Here is a 24579-nt window from a genome sequence, read left to right as displayed (position 1 = left end):
TGTTGGCCGGGCGTCCAGTGCTCTCAATGTGGTTGAGAAAAGACGGCTCCAGCCAGCGAATCGCTAGCTCGTAATCTCGCAAATGCTGCAAATGGCGAGGAGACCGTTCATGCGGAACATATGGGCCACGAAGGGGGCTTGCGTCAAGAGAGCCGCGAAAATGCCGCCTTATCTCCGCAAAGCGCGCACGTCCCGGCGCAATGGTTCCATTCTCCTTAACCTTTTGAGTTTATTAAGGTGAGGCGTGTCCCCAGCCCCCGGTGCAGCCATGCGATCCCTGCTCGCGCTCGTCTCCTGTACCTCCATCATCGCGGCATCCAGCGCTTTCGCCGAGACCCGCGTCTTCATCATCGCCAACCAGGCCGACGGCTACGGCGTCGACCAGTGCCTGGCCAAGGGCGAGAAATGCGGCGCGCAGGTCGCCCGCACCTACTGCCTGTCACGGGACTTTGCGCAGGCCTCCGCCTACCGCCGGGTCGATCCCGACGAAATTACCGGCTCTGTCCCCAAATCCGGCGCAAACTGCTCCCATGGCCATTGCGACGAATATGTCGCAATCACCTGCCAGCGTTGAATTCGCTCGGAACTGGCGGACCTTAGGACCCATTTACGGCCCCTGAAACGACGTGACGATGCCGCAGGAAGCGGCTATTGGAGGGCGCGCTTCGGCCCCCAAATCACATTGGAAGTCACTTGGGGCCGTGACCTCGCTAGAATGGCGGATATGCCTGAATTTTTGTCTCTGTCCCGTGCCCGCTCCCTCCTTGCCTGCACCGTGCTTCTGAGTGCGATCGCGCTCGCCACTGACGCCTTTGCTCAGGCCGGCCCGCCCGGAGCGCCGCCTCCGCCCACGCAGGGCGGCCTCGGTCCGAACCCGATGTGTGTGCGACTGGAAGGACAGCTCGCCGCGCTCGACCGTGGCGGAAGCAGTGATCCTGCGCGCGACGACCAGATCCGCCGCTACCAGGATTCCCAGACCCGCCAGCAGGCCGAGCTCGACCGCGTCACCATGCAGGCCAAGCGCATGGGCTGCGATTCCTCCGGCTTCTTCTCGCTGTTCAACGGCCAGTCGGCGCAATGCGGCCCGGTTAACACCCAGATCCAGCAGATGCGCGCCAATCTGGACCAGATCACCGGCAATCTCGAACGCCTGCGCGGTGGCGGCGCCGGCGGCAGCCCCGAGCGCGACAGCCAGCGCCGCTCGGTGCTGATGGCACTCGCGCAGAACAATTGCGGCCCGCAATACGCCAATGCCGCGCAGTCGCAGGGGGGCAACTTCCTGAGCAATCTGTTCGGCGGCAACAACGCCAACAATCCGCCGGGTGCGCCGCCCTCCGATCTCGGCGGCCCGCAGTCCGGCACCTATCGCACCGTCTGCGTGCGCACCTGCGACGGCGCCTATTTCCCGATCTCGTTTGCGACCGTGCCGGCGCGGTTCCCCGATGACGAGAAGACCTGCAAGGCGCTGTGCCCGGCGGCCGAAGCCGTGCTCTATGCCCACCGCAATCCCGGCGAGGACATGAACTCGGCGGTCTCCATCGGCGGCCAGCCCTACACGGCGCTGCCGACCGCCTTCAAATTTCGCAGCGAGTTCAACCCGTCCTGCTCCTGCAAGGCGGCGGGGCAGAGCTGGGCCGACGCGCTGAAATCGGCCGACGACAAGGCGTCCGCCGAGCAGCAGGGTGACATCATCGTCACCGAGGAGAGCGCCAAGAAGATGCAGCAACGGCAGCTCACGAAGGGCGCGCCGGCGAATGCGAAGAAGGGCGCAACTCCTGCGCCGACGACGGCTACCGCCCCGGCCGCAGCACCGCCTGCGGATACAAGTACGGCAAGCTCGTCAGAGAACAAGCCGATCCGCTCGGTCGGTCCGACCTTCCTGCCGCAGCAGCAGAAGTAAGCATCGACTTGCTCAGTGTCATGCTCCGCGAAGGCGGGGCATCCAGTACCCCGCGGCGGAAATCGTCTCCGACAACATCCGCCGCGGGGTACTGGATCATCCGCCTTCGCGGATGATGACAGTGGAATGGGTAGCGAGACCGCCTGCCTTACCCACCGCACCAACTCGACAGCCCTATCCCTCAAACGCGTCGATCGACGCTTTGCTGCCGCGCGACACCAGCATCTCGTCGGGCGCCGGCAACGCCTCGCCCCGATCGCGAAAGCGGTTGGTGATGGGATAGCGGCGGTCGCGGCCGAAATTTTTTCGTGTCACCTTCACACCGGGCGCGGCCTGGCGGCGCTTGTATTCGGCGACGTTGAGGAGATGGTCGATGCGGGTCACCGTCTCGCGGTCGAAGCCCGCGGCGATGATCTGGTCGAGCGGCTCCTCGCGTTCGACAAGGCGCTCGAGAATGGCATCGAGCACCTCGTAGGGCGGCAGCGAGTCCTGATCGGTCTGGTTCTCGCGCAGCTCCGCCGTCGGCGGACGCGTGATGATATCGGGCGGGATTACTTCGCCGGCCGGTCCAAGCGCGCTGTCGGGCTTCCATGCATTGCGCAAGCTTGCCAGCCGGAACACCTGCGTCTTGTAGATGTCCTTGATCGGATTGAAGCCGCCGTTCATGTCGCCATAGAGCGTGGCATAGCCGACCGACATTTCCGACTTGTTGCCTGTCGTCACCACCATCAGTCCGGTCTTGTTGGAGATCGCCATCAGCAGCGTCCCGCGGGTACGGGCCTGGAGGTTTTCCTCGGTGATATCGGGCGGCAGGTTCTTGAAGATGCCGGACAGAATGGTCTCGAACCCGCCCACCGCTTCCGCGATCGGCAGCACCTCGTAGCGGATGCCGAGATGGCCGGCGAGCTCGCCCGCGTCCGCAATCGAGTGTGCTGCCGTGTAGCGATAAGGCAGCATCACGCCGTGCACCTGATCGGCACCGAGCGCGTCGACCGCGATCGCAGCGCAAAGCGCGGAATCGATGCCGCCGGAAATGCCGAGCAGCACGCCGGGAAAGCCGTTTTTGGTGACGTAGTCGCGCAAGCCCAGTACGCAGGCCGCATAGTCGGCCTTGTCGCCCTCGGGCTGCTCCACGATCGGACCGGTGCAGCGCCAATCGCCGCCGTTTCTGATGAAGCGCAACGTCGTGATGCTCTCTGCGAACGCCGGCAGTTGCGCGGCGAGCGAGAGATCGCCATTGAGCGCGAAAGACGCGCCGTCGAACACGAGCTCGTCCTGGCCGCATACCTGGTTGAGATAGACCAGCGGCAGGCCGCTCTCGGTGACCCGCGCGACCGCCACCGACAGACGCACATCGTTCTTGTCGCGGGCATAGGGCGAGCCGTTCGGTACCAGAATGATCTCGGCGCCGGTCTCGGCCAGCGTCTCGACCACGTTCTCGTAATCCTCGGATTCTTCCAGCCAGATGTCCTCGCAGATCGGCACGCCGATCCGCACGCCGCGCACGGTGACGGGGCCTGCCGCGGGTCCGCGCGCAAACAGCCGCTTCTCGTCGAACACGCCGTAGTTCGGCAGATTGCATTTGAAACGCAGCGCCGCGATCCGCCCGCCGTCGAGCAGCGCGCAGGCATTGTAGAGCCTGCCGTCGTCGACCCAGGGCGTGCCGACCAGCAGCGCCGGCCCACCGTCACCGGTCTCGCGCGCGAGCGCTTCGATGGCGGAACGGCAGGCAGCCTGGAAGGCCGGCTTCTGCACCAGATCTTCCGGCGGATAGCCGGCGATGAACAATTCCGGAAACAGCACGAGATCGGCGCCGTCGGCGATGGCGCGCGCGCGTGCCGAGCGAACCTTCGCGGCATTGCCTTCGATGTCGCCCACGGTCGGATTGAGCTGGGCCAGCGTGACCGCGAATGCGTTGAGACGTTCGGTCATGGCCGTCTCGTCCAGCTAGAGGAATCCCAGACGCTCGATGATCGCGATGATCCAGAACGCGCCGGCCATCAGCAGCGCTACGCCGACCGCGGCCGAGCCCATGTCCTTGACCCGTCCGATCTGCTTGTCGTGATCCATGGTCAGGCGGTCGGCGAGCTTCTCGATCGCGGTGTTGAGCAGCTCGACCACCAGCACGAAGGCGACCGAACACACCAGCTCGACCGCGCGCGTCGCGCTGGCGGCGACGAACCACGCCACCGGCACCGACAGGATCAGCGCAAAGATCTCCTCGCGGATGGCCTGCTCCGAACGGAACGCAAAGGCCATTCCGTTGCGGGAGTTGATCGTGGCCTTCCAGATTCGCAGCAAGGTCCTAGAGCCCCGCTGCGGCCGGCATCGGCCTGACCTTGCCGGCGCGTTCCTGCTTCAGCAGCTCGGCGACAAGGAAGGCCATGTCGATGGATTGCTCGGCATTGAGGCGGGGATCGCAGACCGTGTGGTAGCGGTCGTTGAGATCCTCGTCCGTGATGGCGCGGGCGCCGCCGATGCACTCGGTGACGTCCTGGCCGGTCATCTCCAGATGCACGCCGCCGGCATGGGTGCCTTCCGCGGCATGGATCGTGAAGAACGACTTCACCTCCGACAGCACGCGATCGAACGGCCGCGTCTTGTAGCCTGACGTCGAGGTGATGGTGTTGCCGTGCATGGGATCGCACGACCAGACCACCACTCTGCCCTCGCGCTTCACGGCGCGGATCAGGCCCGGCAGATGGTCGGCGACCTTGTCGGAACCGAAGCGGTTGATCAGCGTCAGCCGGCCCGGCTCGTTGTCGGGATTGAGCACGTCGATCAGCTTCAACAGCTCGTCCGGCTTGAGTGACGGGCCGCACTTCAGGCCGATCGGGTTCTTGATGCCGCGGAAATATTCGATGTGTCCGTGATCGAGCTGGCGGGTGCGGTCACCGATCCAGATCATGTGGCCCGAGGTCGCGTACCAGTCGCCGGTGGTGGAATCGACACGGGTCATGGCCTGCTCGTAGCCGAGCAGCAGCGCCTCATGGCTGGTGTAGAAATCGGTGGCGCGCAGCTCCGGATGGCTCTCGAGATCGAGGCCGCAGGCACGCATGAAGTTGAGCGCGTCCGAGATGCGGTCGGCCAATTCCTTGTAGCGGCGGGACTGCGGCGAGTCCTTGAGGAAGCCGAGCATCCATTGATGCACGCTGCCGAGATTGGCGAAGCCGCCGGTGGCGAAGGCGCGCAGCAGATTAAGCGTTGCGGCCGACTGGCGATAGGCCATCAGCTGGCGCTGCGGATCGGGCACGCGCGCTTCCTTGGTGAAGGCGATGTCGTTGACGATGTCGCCGCGATAGCTCGGCAGCTCGACGCCGTCGACCTTCTCGGTCGGCGACGACCGCGGCTTTGCAAACTGGCCGGCGATGCGGCCGACCTTCACCACCGGCACCGCGCCGGCATAGGTCAGCACCACGGCCATCTGCAGCAGCACGCGGAAGAAGTCGCGGATGTTGTTGGCGCCATGCTCGGCAAAGCTCTCGGCGCAATCGCCGCCCTGCAACAGGAAGGCCTCGCCGGCCGCAACGCGCGCCAGCGCCTTCTTCAGATTGCGCGCCTCGCCGGCGAACACCAGCGGCGGAAAGGTTGCAAGCTGCGCCTCGACGTCGGCCAAGGCCTTGGCGTCGGGATAATCGGGCACCTGTAGCACCGGCTTGCTGCGCCAGGACTCGGGCGTCCACCGCTCGGACATCGCAATCTCTCCGTGAAGCAAAAAGTGCAACCTGATCTGTGGGTTGCGAGGGCCGCCTTATACACAGGCTGGCACGACACCGCCAGTTGTAAATCCATTTCGCAATGCAAACCCTTGCGGGCACAGCCGAATTCGCATTTGCTAGGGGTAAGTTCAAGGGCGAGCTGCGCGCGCTGTGCTTCTCCGACGATCCTTGGGCAACGCGGCCGGCGGTCGAACTGCTCACATCCGGCTTCACGGCGATCAAGCCGGAGGTGCTGACGGTGAAGCCGTCCGACGTCGGCGCCAAGGCGATCGGCCATTTCGGCTTCTTCCGCCCCGAGCATCGCGACACGCTGTGGCGCGGCGTCGCGGAATGGATCCAGGGGGAGTGACGGTCAGGCAGCGGCCGCGGGCAATTTGACGACAACACGCAACCCGGTTCGCCCGCATTCGGCGATATTCGCCGCTTCAATCAACCCTTCGAGCCGATCGACGATCCGCTTGACGATCGACAGACCGAGACCAACGCCATCGCCCTCGGGACGCTTGCCCCGGAAGAACGGCTCAAAGATCCGGCCGATTTCCTCTGGCGCAACACCGGGCCCGCTGTCCTCGATCTCCAAGATCGCCGTGTTGCCGTCGCGATAGACCCACACATCGATCCGTCCGCCCCGCGGAGTGAAGCGGAGCGCGTTGTCGAGAAGATTGCGGGCCAGGGCGGCGAGCATCACGACTTCACCGCGAACCATGGTCGGCTCGACGCGCGCGAAGCCGAGATCGACGCCGCGAATGGCTGCCTCGGGTAACAGTTCCGCGACACCCCCCTTCGCAACGTCATCCAGCATCACAAGAGGCATCGTCGCGATCCCAGCCTGCCCCGCATCCTGTCTCGCGAGCGCAAGCAGTTGCTCGAGCAAATGCTTCGTTCGGCCGATGCCCTGCCGGAGGGCCGCCACGCGGTCGCCTATGCCGGGCTGCAGATCGACAGAATCGAGATTCTCCGCTTGCAGGCTCAGCGCCGTGATCGGCGTGCGCAGTTCATGTGCGGCATCGGCCACGAAGCGGCGTTGCTGGTCCATCAGGAGGCGCATCCGCTGCAACAATCCGTTGATCGAGGTGATGAAGGGATGCAGCTCGCTCGGCATCTGCGCCGCCGGCAGCGGCGTCATATCATCGGCGCGCCTTCCATCGAGATCGCTGGCAAGATGAACCATCGGCAGCAGCGAACGCGCAATGACGATAGCCGTGACCAGCAACAAACAGGGAATGAGCGCCGCAATCGGTAGCACGGTGCGGAACGCCATGTCGCCCGCGATCTCGTCGCGCACGGAGGTGCGTTGCGCCACGGCGAACCTTGTGCCGTCAGGCCGCGTCCGCAGCAGCACGCGGATCGGCAGCCCCTTTCGTGTCGCCAGTGCAAGGCCGTCCTTGAGGCTCCAGAGTTGCCCGTCGTCCTCGGACGCCTGATCGATCAACCACACCTCGGCATCTTCATCCACGCCGTGCAGCTCCCGGCCGCCTGTCAGACTACCGCTCTGTACGAGGCCCGCGATCTGGATCAGGACAGAGTCCTGCATTTCGATCGCCTCGTTGAAAGCCCAGTGATGGGCGAACAGACCGCCGACTAGTCCCGTCAGAAGAATGATCGCGGTGAGACCAGCAAAGAGACGGCCCCGCAAGGACCTGATCATGGGCGATCCACCATCCAGCCGACGCCGCGCACATTGCGGATCGCATCTGTGCCAAGTTTCTTGCGCACCGCATGGATCAGGAACTCGATCGCGTTGCTCGCGACCTCCTCGTTCCAGCCATAGAGCTGTCGCTCCAGTTCGCCGCGCGACAAGATTGTGCCAGGGCGCGACAGCAGCGCCTGAAGCAGCGCGAATTCGCGCGCAGTCAGCACCGCGGATTTCGCAAGATAAGACGCCTCCCGGCTTGCAGGGTCCAGCTGCAGCGCTCCATTGCCAAGCAGTGCCGGCGCGCCGCTGGCCTCGCGGCGCGTGACCGCGCGCATCCGCGCCAGCAGCTCGCGGATCTCGAACGGCTTGACCAGGTAATCGTCCGCGCCGAGATCGAGCCCCTCGATCCTGTCGTCGAGGGCATCGCGCGCCGTCACGATGATGACGGGAAGCTTGCGGCCGACAGCACGCAGCCGCCGCAAAATATCACGGCCATCGGTATTCGGCAGACCGAGATCGAGCAGCAGCACCTCGTAGGATTCGCTCTCCGCGGCAAGCAGCGCGGTGTGTCCATCCCTGACCCAGTCGACGGCGTAGGCGGCATCCTTCAGCGCCTGCTCGACGGCGGCGCCAACCATCCTGTCGTCCTCGATCAGCAGAACCCGCAAATCGATCCTCAAGCTCCGCCGGACCATCCGGCCTCAAAATCATGGCCATTCCGACTTAGCGCAGAGTTAGCCAGCGCCAGCAGGCCAAAATTGCGGCGAGGGCCGCCCAGCCCGGAAATTTCTCATCCCTAAGTCGGGGCTAAGTCCCCTGCGCGACGGTCCGACATCTTCGGCTTTTGGAGATTTGGGCGTGTCGCAATATTCAGGCTTTGGCGCAAGACGGATACTGAACAAGGTTCCCGAGGTCACCGCGATCTTCTGGACCATCAAGATCCTCTCCACCACGGTCGGCGAGACCGGCGCAGACTATCTCGCAGTCCATGTCGGCCTCGGCGCCAGCCTGACCGCGATCTGCATGACCGGGCTGCTGATTGCCGCGCTGCTGCTGCAACTGAGCCGCAGCACCTATGTGCCGTGGGTCTACTGGCTCACCGTCGTCCTGGTCAGCATCGTCGGCACGCAGCTCACGGACCTCCTGACCGACAAGCTCGAGATCAGCCTCTACACCAGCACCGCCGCCTTCGCCGCTGCGCTCGCAGCGACCTTTGCGGTCTGGTATGGCGCCGAACGCACGCTGTCGATCCGCAGCATCGTCACGACACGGCGCGAGCTGTTCTATTGGACCGCGATCCTGTTCACCTTCGCACTCGGCACTGCCGCCGGCGATCTTGCGACCGAAGCACTCGGTCTCGGCTTCCAGGTCGGCGTCGTCGCATTTGGCGCGCTGATCGCGGCGGTGGCCGTCTCCGACACCATCGGCGCCAATCCCGTTCTCACCTTCTGGCTCGCCTACATCCTCACCCGCCCGCTCGGCGCCTCACTCGGCGATCTGCTGTCGCAGTCGCGCGAATATGGCGGCATGGGCCTCGGCACGATCCAGACCAGCATCGCCTTCCTCACCGTGATCATCGGTCTCGTTGCCTGGGTGACGTTCGAAGGCGACGGCGCGCGCCGCGCCGGCCCCGCGCAGTAACCCAATCACAGCTTCAACGCATCCTGCATGGACGCAGGAGCCACACCAGGAGAGAGAGCATACGATGAAACTCATCCCCGCCATCGCCGTTTGCCTCGTGACAACCTTTTCCGGCGAACCAAACATGCACGCAAGCCAGCACATCACCTCCGTGCCACTCGCGGAGGCCGCGACGGCCAAGCTTGGCGATCTCACGCCGTTCCGCAGCATCGTCGTCGACGTCGCGGCGCTGATTGACAAGGGCGACCTGCCCGGTGCCAAGACAAGGATCAAGGACCTCGAGACCAAATGGGACGAGGCCGAAGCCGGATTGAAGCCGCGCGCAGCCTCCGACTGGCACACCGTCGACAAGGCGATCGATCGCGCGTTGGAGGCACTGCGCGCGGGCACGCCGGATGCCGCAAAGTGCAAGCAGGCCATCACCGATCTGCTCGCGATCATGGATAGCATCGCCAAGGCCTGACGCCGACGAGGACATCATGCAAGATTACACAAAGAGCAGCCTCGCCGGCGAAAGCAAGGTCCCTGAGGTCACGCTCGGATTCTGGATCATCAAGATCGCGGCCACGACGCTGGGCGAAACCGGCGGCGACACCGTCACGATGACGTTGAACTGGGGTTACCTGGCGGGCACATGCCTGTTCCTGGCAGCGATGGTCGTCCTGGTCGCCGCCCAAATCCGCGCGCGCAAATTCAATCCGGCGCTGTACTGGGCGACCATCGTGGCCTCGACCACCTTCGGCACCACGATGGCTGACTTCGCCGACCGCTCGCTCGGCATCGGCTATGCCGGCGGTTCGACGCTTCTTCTCACCTGCCTCGTGTTGGTGCTCGGCCTCTGGTATCTCGCCGAGGGAACCATTTCGGTCAACAGCGTCAGCACGCCGCGGGTCGAGGCCCTCTATTGGGGCGCGATCACCTTCTCGCAGACGCTCGGCACCGCGCTCGGCGATTGGATCGCAGATACCGGCGACATGGGCTATCGCGGCGGCGCGCTGATCTTCGCAGCCGGGCTTGCCGTGATCGCCGCGCTCTATTTCTGGACCCGCGTCTCACGCGTCACGCTGTTCTGGGTCGCGTTCATCCTGACGCGACCGCTGGGCGCAACCGTCGGCGACTTCCTCGACAAGCCGCTCGATCACGGCGGCCTAGCACTGAGCCGGCCGCTGGCCTCGGCCGTGATCGCCGTCTTCATGGTGGTCTGCCTGCTGCTGATCCCGCAACGCGCGGGGCAGCATCCCGGACATCGTGAGACGGCCGAGCAAACCTGAGCAGCGGACGACGGGCCCCGCCTAGCGAATGATCGTCGTCAGCGACGAGTAGCGCTTGTTCGGCCTGGATTCAGTCGCCGAGAATTGCGCGAAGGCTTCGCTGACGCGAGTCGCTGGCGGCGTGTCGCTGGCAAAGCGGAATTCCTTCGGCCGCGGCGCGTAGAAGCTGGCACTGTAATAGGAATCGTCGAAGCGCGCCTCGCCGATGCCGAACAATGCGTCGCAAACGAACAGGAGCGCATAGACTCCCGCGACCGCCGCGACGACCTCCTTGAGAACTGACATGCTGATGCCCCAACCTTTGCAGGCAGGATGCACGTCGGTTCCAAAATCGAGGTTTAAGGCAGCATGCTTCTTGTCCGCAAGGTATACCGCCACTGAGCGGATTGCAGACAATTTTATCGATCTGGAAAAAGAGAGCCCGCCTGACCGGGCGGATCAGGCGGGCTCCAGGGTTGGCCGCTCGGGAGGTATCAGACGGCCAAATTCATCCAGACAGCCTTGGGCTCTGTGAAATTGTCGAGCGCGGCGGTGCCATGCTCGCGGCCGAGGCCGGAATCGCGCTCGCCGCCCCAGGGCAGCCGCACGTCGGTATAGCCATAAGTGTTCATCCAGACCGTGCCGGCGCGCGCCCGCTTGGCAAAGCGCTGCAGCTTGCCGATGTTGCGGCTCCAGACGCCGGCGGCGAGGCTGTAGGCCGTGCCGTTAGCGATCCGCAAAGCATCAGCCTCGTCCTTGAACTTGATGACGCTGACGACGGGGCCGAAGATTTCTTCCTGGGAGACCCGCATCTCGTGCGCGACGTTCGCGAACACCGCGGGGCTGATGAAATAGCCACGCTCGCCGACCCGCTCGCCACCGGTAACGAGGGTCGCGCCTTCCTTCTGGCCGATCTCGACATAGTCGAGGATCGACTTCATCTGCTTCTCGGAAATGACGGGGCCGAGCGCCGTCTTGCGATCGAGCGGATCGCCGATTCTGATCGACTTTGCGCGCGCAGCGAGACGCTCGACAACCTCGTCATAGGCCTTCTCCTGCACCAGCACGCGGGAGCCGGCCGAGCAGACCTGGCCCGCGTTGAAGAAGATGCCGGAGGCCGCAGCCTTCGCAGCAGCTTCAAGATCGGCATCGTCGAAAATCACGTTGGCCGACTTGCCGCCGAGTTCGAGCGAGACCCGCTTGAAGTTGCTGGCCGCGCCCTTCATGATTCCGCGGCCCACGCCGGGCGAGCCGGTGAAGGTGACCTTGTCGACGTCGGGATGATTCACCAGCGCATCACCGACGACGCGGCCGGGTCCTGTCACGACGTTGAAGACGCCCGCCGGCAACCCGGCTTCAAGCGCGAGTTCGGCGATGCGCAGCGCCGACAGCGAGGTCAGCTCGGCCGGCTTCATCACGATGGTGCAGCCGCAAGCGAGCGCCGGCGCCAGCTTCCACATCCCGATCATCAGCGGGAAATTCCACGGCACGATCGCCGCGACCACGCCGACCGGCTCGCGCATGGTGTAGGTCAGGGCATCGTCGCGCACGGGCACGACGTCGCCGCTGATCTTGTCGGCCCAGCCGGCGTAATAGATCAGCGTGTCGACGGCCGCTGGAAAGTCCTGGCGCGCCGTCGCCGAGATCGGCTTGCCGGCATCGATCGACTCGAGCTCGATGATCTCATCGGCGTTTTGCTTGAGCAGGTCCGCCCAGCGCAGCAGGATCTGGCCGCGCTCGGAGGCACGCATCGTGCGCCAGGGGCCTTCGAAGGCGCGGCGGGCGGCGGCCACGGCGTGCTCGACATCGGCCTCGTTGCCTTCGGCGATGGTGGCGATGACCTGGCCGGTGGCGGGATTGAGGGACTTGAAGGTGCGGCCGGAGTTCGCAGGCACGCGGCGGCCGTCGATGAACAGATGCTGCGGCCGGGACATGAACTCGCTGGCCGGCGAGTGAGCAAAGTCATATGCAACAGACATCATATCCACTCCGTTTATGGTACACCAGATTAGGCTGACAATAGCCGGAGTAAATATGATATGGTTTGCAAATGGACGACCTAAATATGAAGTACAGTTCATAAGGAAGGCCGGATGCTTCAGATCGAGATCGAGGCCGTCTGGCGGTTCCGACGGGAGGGCAGCCCGCGCACCGTCATCGTCATGCTGGGCGTGCTCAACGAAATCAGGAAGACCGGAAAGATCACGAGCGCGGCGAGCGACGCGCAGCTGTCCTACCGGCATGTCTGGAATCTGATCGAGCAGTGGTCGGAGTTTTTCGGAACGTCCCTGGTCGAAACCCAGCGCGGTAAGGGTTCGAAGCTCACGCCGTTCGGCGAGCGGCTGGTGTGGGCCGGCGAGCGCATGCAGGCGCGGCTTGGGCCGCAACTCGAGAACCTCGCGCAGGAGCTCGCGAGCGAGATCAAGCCGTTCCTCGAACAGCGCCCCTCGGTAATCCGGGTGCATGCGAGCCACGGCTTTGCGGTGGCGAAGCTGCGCGAGTTCCTCGACCGTGAGCCCGGCATCGGTGTCGATCTCCGCTACGTCAGCAACCAGCACTCGCTGGTCTCGCTGGCGCAAGGCGCCTGCGACCTCTCCGGCCTGCATCTGCCGCACGGCGCGCTGCGCGCCCAGGGCATCAAGGCCGCGCGCGAATGGCTCGATCCGCGCGAGGACCGCATCATCAGTTTCGTCACGCGCGAGATGGGTCTGATGGTCGCGCGTGGCAATCCGCTGCGCATCGCTTCGCTTGAGGATCTCACCCGGCCCAACGTCCGCTTCGTCAACCGAGACCATGATTCCGGTACGCGCCTCTTGTTCGATCAGCTCCTTGCCGCGAACGGCATCGACGAAAACAGGATCAACGGCGCGCAGCAGATCGAGTTCACCCACGCCGCAGTCGCGGCCTATGTCGCGAGCGGCATGGCAGACGCAAGCTTTGGTGTCGAGGCGGCCGCGCGGCATTTCGGCCTCGATTTCATCCGCATCCTCACCGAGGATTATTTCTTCGTCTGCAAGCGCGCCTTCCTCGACACCAAGCCGATGCAGCGCATCCTCGAAATCATCCGCAGCGCCGATTTCCGCGCCGCCGTCGCCACGCTCCCCGGCTACGTGCCGTCGGACACCGGCACCGTGACCGGCGTGAAGGCGTTCCTGGAGATGCACGCCGTGCGATGATGCGGCACGCCGCCCGCACCTTGTTCACGGTGGGCAAGAATGGCAATCTGCGTTTCGAGCCTTTCACGTGAGCCCGTCATGTCGCGCGCGAGCGCCAAATCCCTTCCCCAGCTGAGCCTTCGCATCGACCTTGCCGGCGAGGATCGTATCGGGCCTGGCAAGATCGAGCTGCTGGAGCAGATCCGCGAGCAAGGCTCGATCTCGGCGGCCGGCCGCGCCATGGACATGTCCTACAAGCGCGCCTGGGATCTGGTCGACGAGATCAATCGAATCTGCCGAAATCCCGCGGTTGAGCCACAGGCCGGCGGCAAGAACGGCGGCGGTGCAATGCTGACGCCCTTCGGCGAAAAACTCGTTGCCCGCTACCGCAAGATCGAGCGCGACGCAGCGCGCGCGGTGCACAAGGAGCTCGAAGCGCTCAAGAGCGACATCGCGCGCTCCCGCAAATCGTGACCGGATGGACGGGATCGCGCCGATGCTGCTGATCGGGGTCAATCGCTCACCATTCACGCGTCGCGTTGCGATCACGCTCAAAATTTACGGGGTGCCATTTGAGCAGCGCGCGCTTTCCGGCTTCGGCGACCGCGCAGAGGTCACGGCCAGCAATCCGTTTGGCCGCATTCCGGCGCTCGTGCTCGACAGCGGCGAGACATTGATCGACAGCGACGCGACTCCGGTCAGTAGACCGGCTCGTCCTTCAACGCCGCGATCACCTGCTCGCCCGGCGCAGTCAGGCGATAGGTCACCAGCGGACGGCTCGATGGCGGCTTGCGGTCGATCTCGACGATGTAGCCGCGCACCATCAACGCTTCGAAGCTGCCATAGTAGCCGTACATGCTGATCTCGTTCTGCCTGAGCAGCTTGAACTCGTGCAGCAGGCGGATCTCGTTGCCCGAGAGCAGCGAGCGGCGCACGCGCTGCACGAAGCTCGCGCGCTGCTCGAACCAGGCTTGGTCGGGGAGCTCGCGCGAGGGCGGCACGCCGTCGCGATCGCACGGGCGCGCCTCGACATCGGCTCGCACCGCCGGCAGCGACGGCATGCTGCTGCCGACCGCTTCCCTGGCGTCATCGAGCAACGCGATCGGCCAGCGTCGCTTGTTGTCGACCATGACCGGCGGCGGCACGACATTGTCGCGCACCAGCTGCTCGAAGCGGCCGGCGGTCACGCCGACATAAGCGGCCGCGCGGCGGCGGTCGACGAGGCGGGCATCGCGCCCCTGCTCCAGCTCGCAAGCGATTATCTCGTTCACCCCAAATCCCCTGCCCGCATCGTTGCGGGCGCGCCGCCGCGCGGGCCCGAAGGGCCCGTCGGCACATGACACTAGGGTGAAACCGACGCTCTCAAAAGGCAGAGAAATTCGTACATGTTGCTGCCGTTTCGGCAACAGCTATAGTGCCGAGGGGGCTTCATGCGATTTCACTCACCGGCCATCCAGTACTTCCATGCCGTTCGCCGGACCGGCTCGATCCGGGCAGCTGCGCGCGTCCTGAACGTCGCCTCGTCCGCCGTCAGTCGTCAAATTCTCAAGCTTGAACAAGAGGTTGGATCACCCCTGTTCGAGCGAACGACGCGCGGCCTGACCTTGACGACGGTCGGCGAGATGCTGGCCCGGCACGTCATGAACGTGCTCCAGGACCTTGATCGCTTCCGTTCGGACGTGGCGTCCCTCTCCGGCGCCTGGCACGGCAATATCAGCATCGCCTGCATCGAATCCCTCACCGAGTCGGTGTTGCCGGATCTGATCGCCACGCACCGCAGCCAGGCCCGGCGCGTCAGTTTCACCACCGAAGTCATGGGTTCGTCCGCCGTGCTCGAAGCATTGCGCCGGGGCGAGGCCGATATCGGCATCGCCATCGCGCTCAGGCATCCGCCGGACCTGCGGCAGGTGGCGCTGAAACGATTTCGCCTCGGCGCGCTGGTGGCGCGCGAGCATCCGCTGGCGCGCCGCAAGACGGTCACGCTGGAGCAATGCCTCGCATTCCCCGTCATCCATGCGCTGCCGGAGCTGTCGATCTACCATTTGTTGCAGCCGCTGATCGCGCAGCTCTCCGAGACGCCGGAGCCTGCGATCCAGGCCAACTCGATCGACCTGATGCGCGAACTCGCCGCGCGCGGCGTCGGCGTTGCCTTCCAGACCCAGCTCGGCATCGGCCGGCTGTCACGCGACGCGCAGCTCGTGTTCCTGCCGCTCGACAATGCCGGCAGCCCGGTCTGGTCGGATCTCGGCATCTATGTCCGCGCCGAGCGCACCCTGCCCGCCTTCACGGAATCATTTCTGCAGGAGCTGGTGCGCGAATTGGGCGAACGCGAGCGGCGGGAGAATGCGGCGTATCCGCAAGTCGCGTGAGAAGCACCGCACTAACCTCTGAGCTCCGGCAGGCTCGAGCGTACGCTCAGCCGTGGCCGTTCTCCTTGCGATGCCCGTTGTCGGCGAGGCGGTCGACCCAGGCGATGCCGATCGCCGAGATGATGAAGGTCAGGTGGATCAGCACCTGCCACATCACGCCGGTCTCGGTGAAATTGCTCCGCGTGGTGCCGAGATTGCCGGCCTCGATAAACGTCCTGAGCAGCGAGATCGAGGAAATGCCGATGATCGCCATCGCGAGCTTGATCTTGAGCACACTGGCATTGACGTGGCTCAGCCATTCCGGCTCGTCGGGATGACCGTTGAGGTTCAGGCGCGAGACGAAGGTCTCGTAGCCGCCGACGATCACCATCACCAGCAGGTTGGAGATCATGACGACGTCGATCAGTCCGAGCACGACCAGCATGATCTGCTGCTCGCTGGCGTCGAACGAGTGCGCAACCAGATGCCAGAGCTCTTTCAGGAACAGCAGCACATAGACGGCCTGCGCGACGATGAGGCCGACATAGAGCGGCACCTGCAGCCAGCGCGAGCCGAAGATGAGCTGGGCGAACGGGCCGATCTGCGGCCGCGGCGCGAGGTGCGCCGAAGGTGCCTTGGGTTCAGACGACATCGATCACTCCAGGAAAGCGAAGGCAGGAAAACGAAGGCAGGACTTAGAGGCTTGCGATAACAGGCGCGAGCTCGAGCGAGCCGCGATAGATCATCTCGAAGGCGACATAGACGATGATGGCGAGGCCGACATAGGCGATCCAGCGCTGCTTTTGCAGCACGCGGCCGAGCAGATCGGCGGCAACGCCCATCAGCGCGACCGACAGAACCAGGCCGAAGACGAGGATGTAAGGGTGCTCGCGCGCCGCGCCCGCGACCGCGAGCACGTTGTCGAGCGACATCGAGACGTCGGCGGCGACGATCTGCAACGCAGCCTGCTTGAACGTCTTGCGCGGCGCCGGCGCGGCGGTCGGGCCACCGCCATGGCTGAACGCAAGCTCATTCGCATGCGCAGCCTGCTCGCGTAGCTCGCGCCACATCTTCCAGCACACCCACAGCAGCAGCACGCCGCCGGCGAGCAACAGCCCGATCACTTGCAGGAGCTGGGTCGTGACGCCGGCAAAGACGATACGCAGCGCGGTCGCGGCCACGATGCCGACGACGATGGCGCGGCGGCGCTGATGGGCCGGAAGGCCGGCTGCGGCGAGGCCGATGACGACGGCATTGTCGCCGGCGAGCACGAGGTCGATCAGAACGACCTGGAGCAGCGCGGTGAGCGCATCGGCGGTGATGAATTCAATCATGTTCGGTCATTTTTCGAAACTGACGGATCCAGCCAGTGCGGCTTGCGGCGCTCGATCCAGTCAAAGACCTTTGAACGCGACGCACGCAGCGCCGGCATGTCCTCGGCGAGCAGCGCGAGGCCGAGCGGCAGCATCCAGATGCCGAGCACCGGCAGGAAGGACAGCACGCCACCGACGATGAGCAGCGCGCCCGAGGGAATCCGGACCCAGCGGCTGGACGGTTGCAGGAGATAATTGACGGTGGAGGCAAGGCGCGGCGGTAACCGATGAACGAGCGCGTCAAGCCGCGGGTCGCCGACGGCCGGCTGGCCGGTGGCGCCCTCAGATCTCGTCCTTTGCTCGTCCGAAGCTGCGCTCATGCTCACTCCTTTGCGGCGACGCTTATCGCAACCGGCCCGACCGGCTTCGCGCGCGGCAGCACCAGCGTCAGCAGGCGCAACAGCTTGATCGCCTGCACCTCGTGCGGATCCACGTCCTCGTCCGCGGCCGCGACGCGCTCCGACAGCTCGATGAGATGGGACGACAGCGGCAGGTCCGAGACCGGCCGCAGCGTGTCGATCACCACATTGGCGAAATCAGGCTCCTCGAGCCGTTCGGCGAGCTCGTCGAACATCGAGAACAGCCGCTCGTCGCTGATGTGCGGCGCCAATCCGCGTTCCCTGATGAAGCGGATCACCTCGTCGCGCTCAACCGGCGAGATGCGCCGGTCGGCTACGGCGACCAGCGCGCCGGCAATCACCAGCGCCACCGCAGCCTGCTCGTTGAAGCTGCGCGGCTCGGTGATCTCGATCTCGATCGGGGTTGAAGTGGTGGCGTCAGACATCGTCGCTCCTCATTCTTGCGAAATGGCCGCGCGGAGCTACCGATGGGGACGATTTGGTCGGAGGGAACAGAGAAGGCCCGACGATCGGCCGATCCATCGCATTCGCGCGGGACAGGTCATCCGACATCGCGAGGTTTAGCCGACACAGTCGACGTCCTCGCCAGAGGGGCCCGGATTCTTGTTCTCCGCGGAGATAAAGCCAGGTGAGCCGGAATCAAGACGACAACGCTGCGACCAGCCGCCGCATCGGGGTTCCGTGTTGTCGTGCTTCCTGAACAGGAGACCGGCCATCCTAGCAAAGTCTAACAACGACTAACGGGCCAAAAATTCGACATGGATGCAGATTGACGTTGCAATCTGGAATTCGCCGGGTTGTGCTCGTCACGCCTGGAAACGCCCATGGCACGCTTGCTTTCCGTCAATGTCGGCTTGCCGCGCGACGTCGCCTGGCAAGGCCGGACGGTCCATACGGGCATCTGGAAGGCCCCCGTCGAGGGCCCGCGCAAGGTGCGCCGGCTGAACATCGACGGCGATGGTCAGGGCGATACCGCAGGCCACGGCGGTGAACAGCGTGCCGTGTACGTCTATCAGGACGATTCCTATCGTTACTGGCAAAAGCATCTCGGTCGGTCGAACCTCGTTCCAGGTCAATTCGGTGAGAATTTCACCGTCGAGGGCCTCGCCGACGCGGAGGTCTGCATTGGAGATCGTTACAGGATCGGCTCTGCCCTGTTCGAAGTGACGCAACCGCGCGTCACCTGTTATCGGCTTGGCATTCGCATGGAGGAGCCGGACATGGCCGCGCTGCTGGTCAAGCACGGCCGGCCCGGCTTTTATTTTCGTGTGATCGAGGAAGGTGACGTCGAGGCCGGCGATGAGATCGTTCAGGTCGCGAGCGGCCCTGAAAGCATGAGCGTGTTCGAGATCAACGCGCTGCTTTACCTGCCCCCTCACCCGCGCGACCGCCTCGAACGCGCGCTACGGATTCCCGCGCTGAGCGGCGGCTGGCGTCATTCCGTTGTGGCGCTGCTTGAGCAGAAAGACAATCCGGCCACAGGAAATGCCGGGCTCGGCCCGGCGGCGAGCCCACCTCCGGCCTGGCACGGATTCCGGCCGTTTCGCGTCGCGCGCAAGATCGCCGAAACCAATAGCGTAACATCGCTGATCCTCGAGCCGGCGGACGGATATCCCGGCACCGTCGCCTCGCCCGGCCAGTTCGTCATCGTCCGGCTCGGGCCCTCCACGCCTGCGATGACCCGCAGCTATTCGCTGTCGAGCCACTCCGACGCGGCGACCTATCGCCTCAGCATCAAACGCGAAGCCCACGGCATCGCCAGCACCTACATCGCCGACGAGCTCCGGCCCGGCGACCTCGTGCAACTCGGCGCGCCGCGCGGCAGCTTCACGCTGCAGCAGGGTACGCGGCCAATTGTCCTGCTGAGTGCCGGCATTGGGGTGACGCCGGTGCTCGCCATGCTTCACGCGCTCGCTGCGGAGAAATCGTTACGAGATGTCTGGTGGCTGCACGGCACCCGCAACGGCCGCGAACATGCGTTTGCTGCCGAGGTGCGCGAACTGTTGGCTGGGCTCGCTCGCTCTCACAGCCATGTCTGCTACAGCGCGCCCGATCCGAGCGATCGCCCCTCGGCGGATTTCGACAGCGCTGGACATCTGGATCTACGCCTGCTCCAGCAACTCCACTTGCCGAAAGACGGCGACTTCTATCTCTGCGGACCGGCCGGCTTCATGAGCGACCTCACGGCCAGCCTGCGCTCCCTCGGCGTCGCGCCCGATCGCATCCACACCGAATTGTTCGGCGCCGGACCATCCCTGACGCCCGGCATCGCTGCTTCACGGAAGTTGCCCGCGCATGTGCCGCCCGGCGTACCGGGCCCGGGGCCCATGGTGTCCTTTGCGCGCAGCGGCCTCAATGTCTGCTGGGGACCGTCATATGCCAACCTGCTCGAATTGGCCGAAGCCTGCGACGTCCCCGTGCGCTGGTCATGCCGGACCGGCGTCTGCCACAACTGCGAGAGCGGACTCGTTGCGGGAGAAGTCAGCTATCAGCCCGATCCGCTCGACAGACCGGCGGAGGGAAATGTCCTGATCTGCTGCGCACGCCCGCAAGGCGACATCGTGATCGATCTCTAAGACACAGGAGAGTCCTATGCGAACGGACATCGTCCCGGGAGTGACCTTCCCGGATTACGAGCTCAGCGACCACACCGGCAAGCACCGCAAGCTCTCGGAGCTTCAGGGTGGAAATCCGATGATCGTCGTCCTCGGCCGCGGTGGTTTCTGTCCGAAGGACCGTCGTCAGACCGAGGGGCTGGTGCAACTCCATCGCGAGATGGAGGTGGGTTATTGCCGGCTGGTCACGATTACCACCGACACCATCACCCAGACCAACGAATATCGCAGCGGCGCGGGAGCGCACTGGCCTTTCCTGTCCGATCCCAGGCGGACCGTTCAGAAGGACCTCGACATCGCCGAATACACCGATCCGATCCACAACCCGATGATTCCGCATGTCATCGTGCTGGAGCCCGCCTTGCGCATTCACAAGATCTACAACGGCTACTGGTTCTTCGGCCGCCCGACCGTCGAAGAGCTTCGTCAGGATCTCAGAGCCGTCAGCATGACGTGCCGTCCGGACTGGGACATCACGGCGCCAGGCTTCAGGGCGCAATGGGACCAGGGCCGCAAGGAGCATTTTTATCCCTACGGCAAAGCTTACGTCGAAACGCTCGGCGAACAGGATTAGAAGCACATTCCGACTCGTCGGTCCCGACGAATGCCGGCCTGGAATGTGGGTGATGCAGAAGAGAACCGATCCCGGCCGCCGCGCCGGTCGCATGGGCGCACGCGAGATCTACGAGGCGCTGCGCGATCAGATCATGTCGCTGGTCTACGGCACTGACGGCCTGTTGCCGTCATCCCGCGCATTGGCTGACGAGATGGGCGTGGCGCGCTCGACGGTCACCGTCGCCTATGAGCAGCTCGCCGCCGAAGGCTTTATCGAAACGCGCCATGGCGCCCGGCCGCGCGTCGCGCGCTCCGTGGTGGAGCGCGGACGCACGCGCGCGACCTCCCGGCCATCGACGCGCAAGGCGCGGCTGTCGGCATTCGGCGAGCGGCTGCGCCAGGACCCGCCGCACTGGACCGCGCCGCCGCGCGGGCTCGTCGCGAATTTTCGCTATGGCGAGCTTTCGCCGTCGGACTTTCCAGTGCTCGCATGGAAGAAGGCCGTGACGGCTGCAATGGCGCGCAGGCCCGAGCGGCTCGCCTATGACGATCCCTGCGGTGCGCTGCGGCTGCGGACCGCGCTACAAGGTTATTTGTGGCGATCGCGCAGCGTGCGCTGCGAAGTCGACCAGATCGTCGTCGTCAACGGCTCGCAGCAGGGCCTCGATATCTGCGCGCGCCTGCTGCTCGATGCGAGCGACCGCTTCGTGATCGAGGATCCCGGCTACCAGATGGCGCGGCACACCTTCGCGGCGACGGGCGCCGTCGCGGTGCCTGTTGCGGTCGATGCGGAGGGCCTTCAGACCGAGCGGCTCGACGGCATCGCCGCCCGCCTCGCCTATGTGACGCCGTCGCATCAATATCCGCTCGGCGGCGTCATGCCGATTGGACGCCGACACCAATTGCTGGCGTGGGCCAGACAGAACGACGCTCACGTGATCGAGGACGATTACGACAGCGAGTACCGCTACGACACCAAGCCGATCCCACCGCTGCATGCGCTGCAGGGCGGCGATAGCGTGATCTATCTCGGCACCGTCTCCAAGACGCTCTCGCCGACCTTGCGGATCGGGTATCTCGTGGTGCCGCAGGCGTTGCGATCCCTGTTCGTCGCCGCCAAGCAGATCATGGACCGGCACACCCCGCTGATCGAGCAGGAGGCGCTGGCGGCGATGCTGGAGAGCGGCGCCTATGACAGGCATGTCAGGCGCGTGCGCCGGCGCAACGCCGAGCGCCAGCAGGCGCTGCTCGACGCCCTTCGCCGCCGCTTCGGCGATCGTGTCAGGATCGACGGCACGGCCGCCGGCCTGCATGTGGTGGCCTGGTTCGACGATTTGCCGCAGAAGCATGAGGCAGCGTTGATCAAGGCCGCCCGCGCCAAGGGCGTCGGCATCTATCCCGTCTCCGCCCTGTTCATAGGCCCGCGCGGTGCGCGGAAGACGATCGGCCTCGTCATAGGTTATTCGGCGCTGGAGGTGGCGCAAATCGAGCGGGGCTGCAAGCTTCTCGCGCAAGCGGTTGCCGAACTGGACTGATTAAATCGTATAAAACTGGCAGTTTCCTACAGTCCAGATCGCGGCTATCTCCGCAGCCAGAACGGAGACACGCCATGTACATTCCGCCCGCCTTCAGGGACGACGACATCGAGAGCATCCGCGCGACCATCCGCGCCGCCCGCCTCGCAAGCCTCGTCACGGCCACCGCAGAGGGCCCGGTCGCCACGCCCTTGCCGCTGTTCCTCGACGAGAGCGAAGGCGAGCATGGCGTGCTGTACGGGCATGTGGCGAAGGCCAATCCGCAATGGAAGCTCCCGCCGGTCGGCGATGCGCTCGCCATCTTCAGCGGACCCGACGCCTATGTGACGCCGTCCTGGTATGCGACCAAGCAGGAAACCGAAAAGGTCGTCCCGACCTGGAATTACATCTCCGTGCACGCCTACGGCCCGGTGGAGTTCTTCCAGGAGCCGGAGCGCCTGCTCGAGGCCGTGACGCGGCTGACCAAAAAGCACGAAGGCGCGCGCGCGAAGCCGTGGGCGGTCAGTGATGCGCCCGCAGACTTCATCGCGGCGCAGCTGCGCGGGATCGTCGGCGTGCGCATCCCCGTGGTGCGGTTCGAAGGCAAGCGCAAGATGAGCCAGAACCGGCCCGAGGCCGATCGCATCGGCGTCGCGCGAGGTCTCGCCGCGAGCGAGGATCATGGCGATCGCGAGGTCGCACCCTTGATCCCGCTTCCAGTCTAGTCTCCGATCTCCTTGCGCAGCCGGTGGGCGTATTCCGCGCCCCATCCGAGGCCGAGCGTCACCGAGATCAACGAGCCGAGCAGTACGCCGAATTTGGCGGCGTCGAGCAATCTGTCGTCGGTAAAGGCGAGCATGGCGATGAAGATCGACATGGTGAAGCCGATGCCGGCCAGCAGCCCGATGAGGCAGACGCCGCCCCATGACACGCCCGGCGCGAGCCGGCATCCACCGGCGCGCACCGCAAGCCAGGTCGCACCGATTACACCGATCGGCTTTCCCGCGCAGAGCGCAAGCCCGATGCCGAGTGTCACGAATTCGACGCCGCCGGTGAATTCGGTGGTCCTGAGGTCGACACCGGCATTGGCCAGGGCGAACAGCGGCATGATGGCGTAGGCGACCCAGGGATGCAGTGCCGTCTCCACGCGGATGACAGGCGGCAACAGCTCGGGCTTCGCCGAGCGAACCGGCGTGATCAAGCCGAGCACGACACCCGCAAGTGTCGGATGCACGCCTGCCATGAGGAAACCAGCCCAGACAACGAAGGCCGGAAGGACATAGGCGAACGCAGAGCCGACGCCGAGCCGTTGAAATCCCAGCGCCATGAGAACACCGAGCGATGCGACGATAAAGCCGTTGAAATCGATCCCGCTGCTGTAGAACAGCGCGATGATGAGAACTGCGATGATGTCGTCGATAATGGCCAGGGCGAGCAGGAAGACCCTGATATTGGAAGGGATTGACCGCCCGAGCAGTGCGAGGACGCCGACTGCAAAAGCGATGTCCGTCGCAGTTGGTATCGCCCAGCCCTGGCTGCGGCCCGTGACACTGTTGAAGCTCAGATAGATCAACGCGGGGACGACGACACCGCCGACGGCCGCCAGCACCGGCAGAATGGCCTGGTCGAACCTGTTGAGTGCACCCTCGTGGATTTCGCGGCGGATCTCCATGCCGACGACCAGAAAGAAGACCGTCATCAACGCGTCGTTGATCCAGAAATGCAGGGGTCTGACGAAGGCGTGCTCGCCAAGGCGAAACGCAATCGGCAGGTTCCAGACGTCGTGATACGAATGGGCATAGGGCGAGTTGGCCCAGAGCAACGCAGCAGCCGCGGCCGCCAGCAGCACGATGCCGCTAACGGCCTCGACATGCAGGAAATGCTGGAGCGTCGTGAGCGCTCGCTCGATGAAAACCGGGGAGTTGGGGAGGCCTCGGCCGGGCAGCTGATCATTCATGGGCGCACGCATCCTGCGTGGCGGCCCGACCATCGCTTGACCTGTCGCTGCCCAATGCAGCGAGCACCCGACGCTGTTCTACAGAACGCTGCGATGAAGGCAACCCCTGTCCGGCGCATCTGCGTCGAGCAGCAGCCGGAACCCTGACGCGGTGCGGATCGTTAGTGCTCCTCACGACACATTGCCAATGGGAACTCCATGTGCCGCTGGATCGCATACCGGGGCGAGACGACCTCGTGCGAACCTTATGTCACCGAGCCCGAGCATTCGCTGATCGCGCAGAGCATTCGCTCGTCGGCCTCGTCAACGAAGGCGAACTCCGCGAGCGGCTGCGCTTCACCAGCGCGATCGCGAACGGACGCGATCTCTACGCATTTCGCGTCGCGGTCAACGACGCCGCCAACACGCTCTACTACCGCGAATCCGGCGGCGGCCATGTCATCGTCGTGTCCGAGCCGTTCGACAAGAAACGGACTGGACCGAAGTGACGCCTAACCACGCCCTGATCTCTCGCGCGCCCGAAAGCGTGAAAATTGTTCCGTTCGACCTTGCAATTT

Annotated in this window: 27 protein-coding genes and 2 pseudogenes; 16 read left to right on the top strand and 13 right to left on the bottom strand. The window is 64.8% G+C overall.

The features are described from left to right. Nucleotides 1–268 precede the first annotated feature (268 nt). Together YUA_RS0119380 and YUA_RS0119375 are read left to right on the top strand one after the other, a co-directional pair. Nucleotides 269–574 (top strand): hypothetical protein, encoded by a 306-nt coding sequence (locus YUA_RS0119380; RefSeq protein ID WP_027532197.1) that lies wholly within the window; start codon nucleotides 269–271, stop codon nucleotides 572–574. 141 nt (nucleotides 575–715) lie between these two features. Further along, on the top strand, nucleotides 716–1900 hold the full coding sequence (locus YUA_RS0119375; RefSeq protein ID WP_027532196.1) for a DUF2865 domain-containing protein: 1185 nt from the start codon (nucleotides 716–718) through the stop codon (nucleotides 1898–1900). A gap of 174 nt (nucleotides 1901–2074) precedes the next feature. Here YUA_RS0119375 and YUA_RS0119370 read toward each other — a convergent pair whose 3' ends face one another. Genes YUA_RS0119370 through YUA_RS0119360 form a run of 3 tightly spaced genes read right to left on the bottom strand, consistent with a single transcriptional unit; the run spans nucleotide 2075 to nucleotide 5594 of the window. Beyond that, nucleotides 2075–3832 carry an NAD+ synthase gene (locus YUA_RS0119370; protein WP_027532195.1) on the bottom strand — a complete coding sequence of 586 codons (1758 nt, stop codon included), beginning with the start codon at nucleotides 3830–3832 and terminating at the stop codon, nucleotides 2075–2077. A 15-nt stretch (nucleotides 3833–3847) separates the two neighbouring features. Further along, nucleotides 3848–4201, bottom strand: a complete 354-nt coding sequence (locus YUA_RS0119365) for a diacylglycerol kinase (RefSeq protein ID WP_027532194.1) — start codon at nucleotides 4199–4201, stop codon at nucleotides 3848–3850. A 4-nt stretch (nucleotides 4202–4205) separates the two neighbouring features. Then, complete coding sequence (locus YUA_RS0119360; RefSeq protein WP_027532193.1) at nucleotides 4206–5594, bottom strand: class II 3-deoxy-7-phosphoheptulonate synthase; 1389 nt, start codon at nucleotides 5592–5594, stop codon at nucleotides 4206–4208. A 149-nt stretch (nucleotides 5595–5743) separates the two neighbouring features. On the opposite strand from YUA_RS0119360, the pseudogene YUA_RS0119355 reads away from it, so the two are divergent. Beyond that, nucleotides 5744–5968 (top strand): annotated as a pseudogene (locus tag YUA_RS0119355) (alpha/beta hydrolase); the annotation flags it as partial. A 3-nt stretch (nucleotides 5969–5971) separates the two neighbouring features. On the opposite strand, the gene YUA_RS0119350 reads toward YUA_RS0119355, so the two are convergent. Next, nucleotides 5972–6904, bottom strand: a complete 933-nt coding sequence (locus YUA_RS0119350) for an ATP-binding protein (RefSeq protein ID WP_198029459.1) — start codon at nucleotides 6902–6904, stop codon at nucleotides 5972–5974. Between the two features lie 114 nt (nucleotides 6905–7018). On the opposite strand from YUA_RS0119350, the gene YUA_RS51080 reads away from it, so the two are divergent. Continuing rightward, the gene (locus YUA_RS51080) at nucleotides 7019–7204 is read left to right on the top strand and encodes a hypothetical protein (RefSeq protein WP_198029458.1); all 186 of its coding nucleotides are present in this window, start codon (nucleotides 7019–7021) and stop codon (nucleotides 7202–7204) included. Between the two features lie 59 nt (nucleotides 7205–7263). On the opposite strand, the gene YUA_RS0119345 is transcribed toward YUA_RS51080, so the two are convergent. Continuing rightward, nucleotides 7264–7923, bottom strand: a complete 660-nt coding sequence (locus YUA_RS0119345) for a response regulator transcription factor (RefSeq protein ID WP_027532190.1) — start codon at nucleotides 7921–7923, stop codon at nucleotides 7264–7266. Between the two features lie 190 nt (nucleotides 7924–8113). Here YUA_RS0119345 and YUA_RS0119340 point away from each other — a divergent pair, with 190 nt between their 5' ends. From YUA_RS0119340 to YUA_RS0119330, 3 genes are all read left to right on the top strand, one after another. Further along, complete coding sequence (locus YUA_RS0119340) at nucleotides 8114–8896, top strand: hypothetical protein (RefSeq protein ID WP_198029457.1); 783 nt, start codon at nucleotides 8114–8116, stop codon at nucleotides 8894–8896. A 124-nt stretch (nucleotides 8897–9020) separates the two neighbouring features. After that, nucleotides 9021–9359 (top strand): hypothetical protein, encoded by a 339-nt coding sequence (locus YUA_RS0119335; RefSeq protein ID WP_371259900.1) that lies wholly within the window; start codon nucleotides 9021–9023, stop codon nucleotides 9357–9359. A 16-nt stretch (nucleotides 9360–9375) separates the two neighbouring features. Beyond that, the gene (locus YUA_RS0119330) at nucleotides 9376–10167 is read left to right on the top strand and encodes a membrane protein (RefSeq protein WP_027532187.1); all 792 of its coding nucleotides are present in this window, start codon (nucleotides 9376–9378) and stop codon (nucleotides 10165–10167) included. Between the two features lie 21 nt (nucleotides 10168–10188). On the opposite strand, the gene YUA_RS0119325 is transcribed toward YUA_RS0119330, so the two are convergent. Together YUA_RS0119325 and YUA_RS0119320 are read right to left on the bottom strand one after the other, a co-directional pair. Further along, a complete protein-coding gene (locus tag YUA_RS0119325) occupies nucleotides 10189–10452 on the bottom strand; it encodes a hypothetical protein (RefSeq protein ID WP_027532186.1) in 264 nt (87 codons plus the stop codon). Nucleotides 10453–10640: 188 nt separating this feature from the next. Further along, nucleotides 10641–12125 (bottom strand): aldehyde dehydrogenase family protein, encoded by a 1485-nt coding sequence (locus YUA_RS0119320; protein WP_027532185.1) that lies wholly within the window; start codon nucleotides 12123–12125, stop codon nucleotides 10641–10643. A gap of 114 nt (nucleotides 12126–12239) precedes the next feature. On the opposite strand from YUA_RS0119320, the gene YUA_RS0119315 reads away from it, so the two are divergent. From YUA_RS0119315 to YUA_RS52615, 3 genes and pseudogenes are all read left to right on the top strand, one after another. Continuing rightward, on the top strand, nucleotides 12240–13322 hold the full coding sequence (locus tag YUA_RS0119315; RefSeq protein ID WP_027532184.1) for a substrate-binding domain-containing protein: 1083 nt from the start codon (nucleotides 12240–12242) through the stop codon (nucleotides 13320–13322). A 78-nt stretch (nucleotides 13323–13400) separates the two neighbouring features. Further along, nucleotides 13401–13775 (top strand): winged helix-turn-helix domain-containing protein, encoded by a 375-nt coding sequence (locus YUA_RS0119310; protein WP_027532183.1) that lies wholly within the window; start codon nucleotides 13401–13403, stop codon nucleotides 13773–13775. A gap of 4 nt (nucleotides 13776–13779) precedes the next feature. Further along, nucleotides 13780–13980, top strand: a pseudogene (locus tag YUA_RS52615) (glutathione S-transferase N-terminal domain-containing protein); the annotation flags it as partial. A 19-nt stretch (nucleotides 13981–13999) separates the two neighbouring features. On the opposite strand, the gene YUA_RS0119305 reads toward YUA_RS52615, so the two are convergent. Then, on the bottom strand, nucleotides 14000–14572 hold the full coding sequence (locus tag YUA_RS0119305) for a hypothetical protein (RefSeq protein WP_027532182.1): 573 nt from the start codon (nucleotides 14570–14572) through the stop codon (nucleotides 14000–14002). 159 nt (nucleotides 14573–14731) lie between these two features. Here YUA_RS0119305 and YUA_RS0119300 point away from each other — a divergent pair, with 159 nt between their 5' ends. After that, nucleotides 14732–15670: a LysR family transcriptional regulator gene (locus tag YUA_RS0119300; protein ID WP_027532181.1), complete on the top strand. Its 939-nt coding sequence runs from the start codon at nucleotides 14732–14734 to the stop codon at nucleotides 15668–15670. Nucleotides 15671–15716: 46 nt separating this feature from the next. Here YUA_RS0119300 and YUA_RS0119295 read toward each other — a convergent pair whose 3' ends face one another. Genes YUA_RS0119295 through YUA_RS0119280 form a run of 4 tightly spaced genes read right to left on the bottom strand, consistent with a single transcriptional unit; the run spans nucleotide 15717 to nucleotide 17806 of the window. Then, complete coding sequence (locus YUA_RS0119295; RefSeq protein WP_027532180.1) at nucleotides 15717–16301, bottom strand: TIGR00645 family protein; 585 nt, start codon at nucleotides 16299–16301, stop codon at nucleotides 15717–15719. Nucleotides 16302–16344: 43 nt separating this feature from the next. Then, a complete protein-coding gene (locus YUA_RS0119290; protein WP_027532179.1) occupies nucleotides 16345–16983 on the bottom strand; it encodes a TerC family protein in 639 nt (212 codons plus the stop codon). After that, nucleotides 16980–17342 (bottom strand): hypothetical protein, encoded by a 363-nt coding sequence (locus tag YUA_RS0119285; protein ID WP_027532178.1) that lies wholly within the window; start codon nucleotides 17340–17342, stop codon nucleotides 16980–16982. Before YUA_RS0119285 ends, YUA_RS0119290 begins: the two co-directional genes overlap by 4 nt. Nucleotides 17343–17344: 2 nt before the next feature. Next, nucleotides 17345–17806, bottom strand: coding sequence for a TerB family tellurite resistance protein (locus tag YUA_RS0119280; RefSeq protein ID WP_027532177.1), 462 nt, complete (start codon nucleotides 17804–17806; stop codon nucleotides 17345–17347). 399 nt (nucleotides 17807–18205) lie between these two features. On the opposite strand from YUA_RS0119280, the gene YUA_RS0119275 reads away from it, so the two are divergent. From YUA_RS0119275 to YUA_RS0119260, 4 genes are all read left to right on the top strand, one after another. Then, nucleotides 18206–19957 carry an MOSC and FAD-binding oxidoreductase domain-containing protein gene (locus YUA_RS0119275; protein ID WP_027532176.1) on the top strand — a complete coding sequence of 584 codons (1752 nt, stop codon included), beginning with the start codon at nucleotides 18206–18208 and terminating at the stop codon, nucleotides 19955–19957. Between the two features lie 16 nt (nucleotides 19958–19973). Further along, nucleotides 19974–20570, top strand: a complete 597-nt coding sequence (locus YUA_RS0119270) for a redoxin domain-containing protein (RefSeq protein WP_027532175.1) — start codon at nucleotides 19974–19976, stop codon at nucleotides 20568–20570. Nucleotides 20571–20622: 52 nt separating this feature from the next. Further along, nucleotides 20623–22086 carry a PLP-dependent aminotransferase family protein gene (locus tag YUA_RS0119265; protein WP_027532174.1) on the top strand — a complete coding sequence of 488 codons (1464 nt, stop codon included), beginning with the start codon at nucleotides 20623–20625 and terminating at the stop codon, nucleotides 22084–22086. A 74-nt stretch (nucleotides 22087–22160) separates the two neighbouring features. After that, the gene (locus YUA_RS0119260; RefSeq protein ID WP_027532173.1) at nucleotides 22161–22790 is read left to right on the top strand and encodes an FMN-binding negative transcriptional regulator; all 630 of its coding nucleotides are present in this window, start codon (nucleotides 22161–22163) and stop codon (nucleotides 22788–22790) included. Here the strand turns inward: YUA_RS0119260 and nhaA are convergent. Further along, on the bottom strand, nucleotides 22787–24022 hold the full coding sequence (nhaA, locus tag YUA_RS0119255) for a Na+/H+ antiporter NhaA (protein ID WP_027532172.1): 1236 nt from the start codon (nucleotides 24020–24022) through the stop codon (nucleotides 22787–22789). The genes YUA_RS0119260 and nhaA overlap by 4 nt on opposite strands. A 236-nt stretch (nucleotides 24023–24258) precedes the next feature. Between nhaA and YUA_RS51755 the strand changes: the two genes are divergently transcribed. Continuing rightward, complete coding sequence (locus YUA_RS51755) at nucleotides 24259–24510, top strand: hypothetical protein (RefSeq protein WP_027532171.1); 252 nt, start codon at nucleotides 24259–24261, stop codon at nucleotides 24508–24510. Nucleotides 24511–24579: the final 69 nt, after the last annotated feature.

This window comes from Bradyrhizobium sp. WSM3983, from assembly GCF_000473045.1.
Lineage (GTDB): Bacteria > Pseudomonadota > Alphaproteobacteria > Rhizobiales > Xanthobacteraceae > Bradyrhizobium.
The sequence above is the reverse complement of the archived record's forward strand: the minus strand, read 5'-3'. Positions and strand labels throughout refer to the sequence as shown.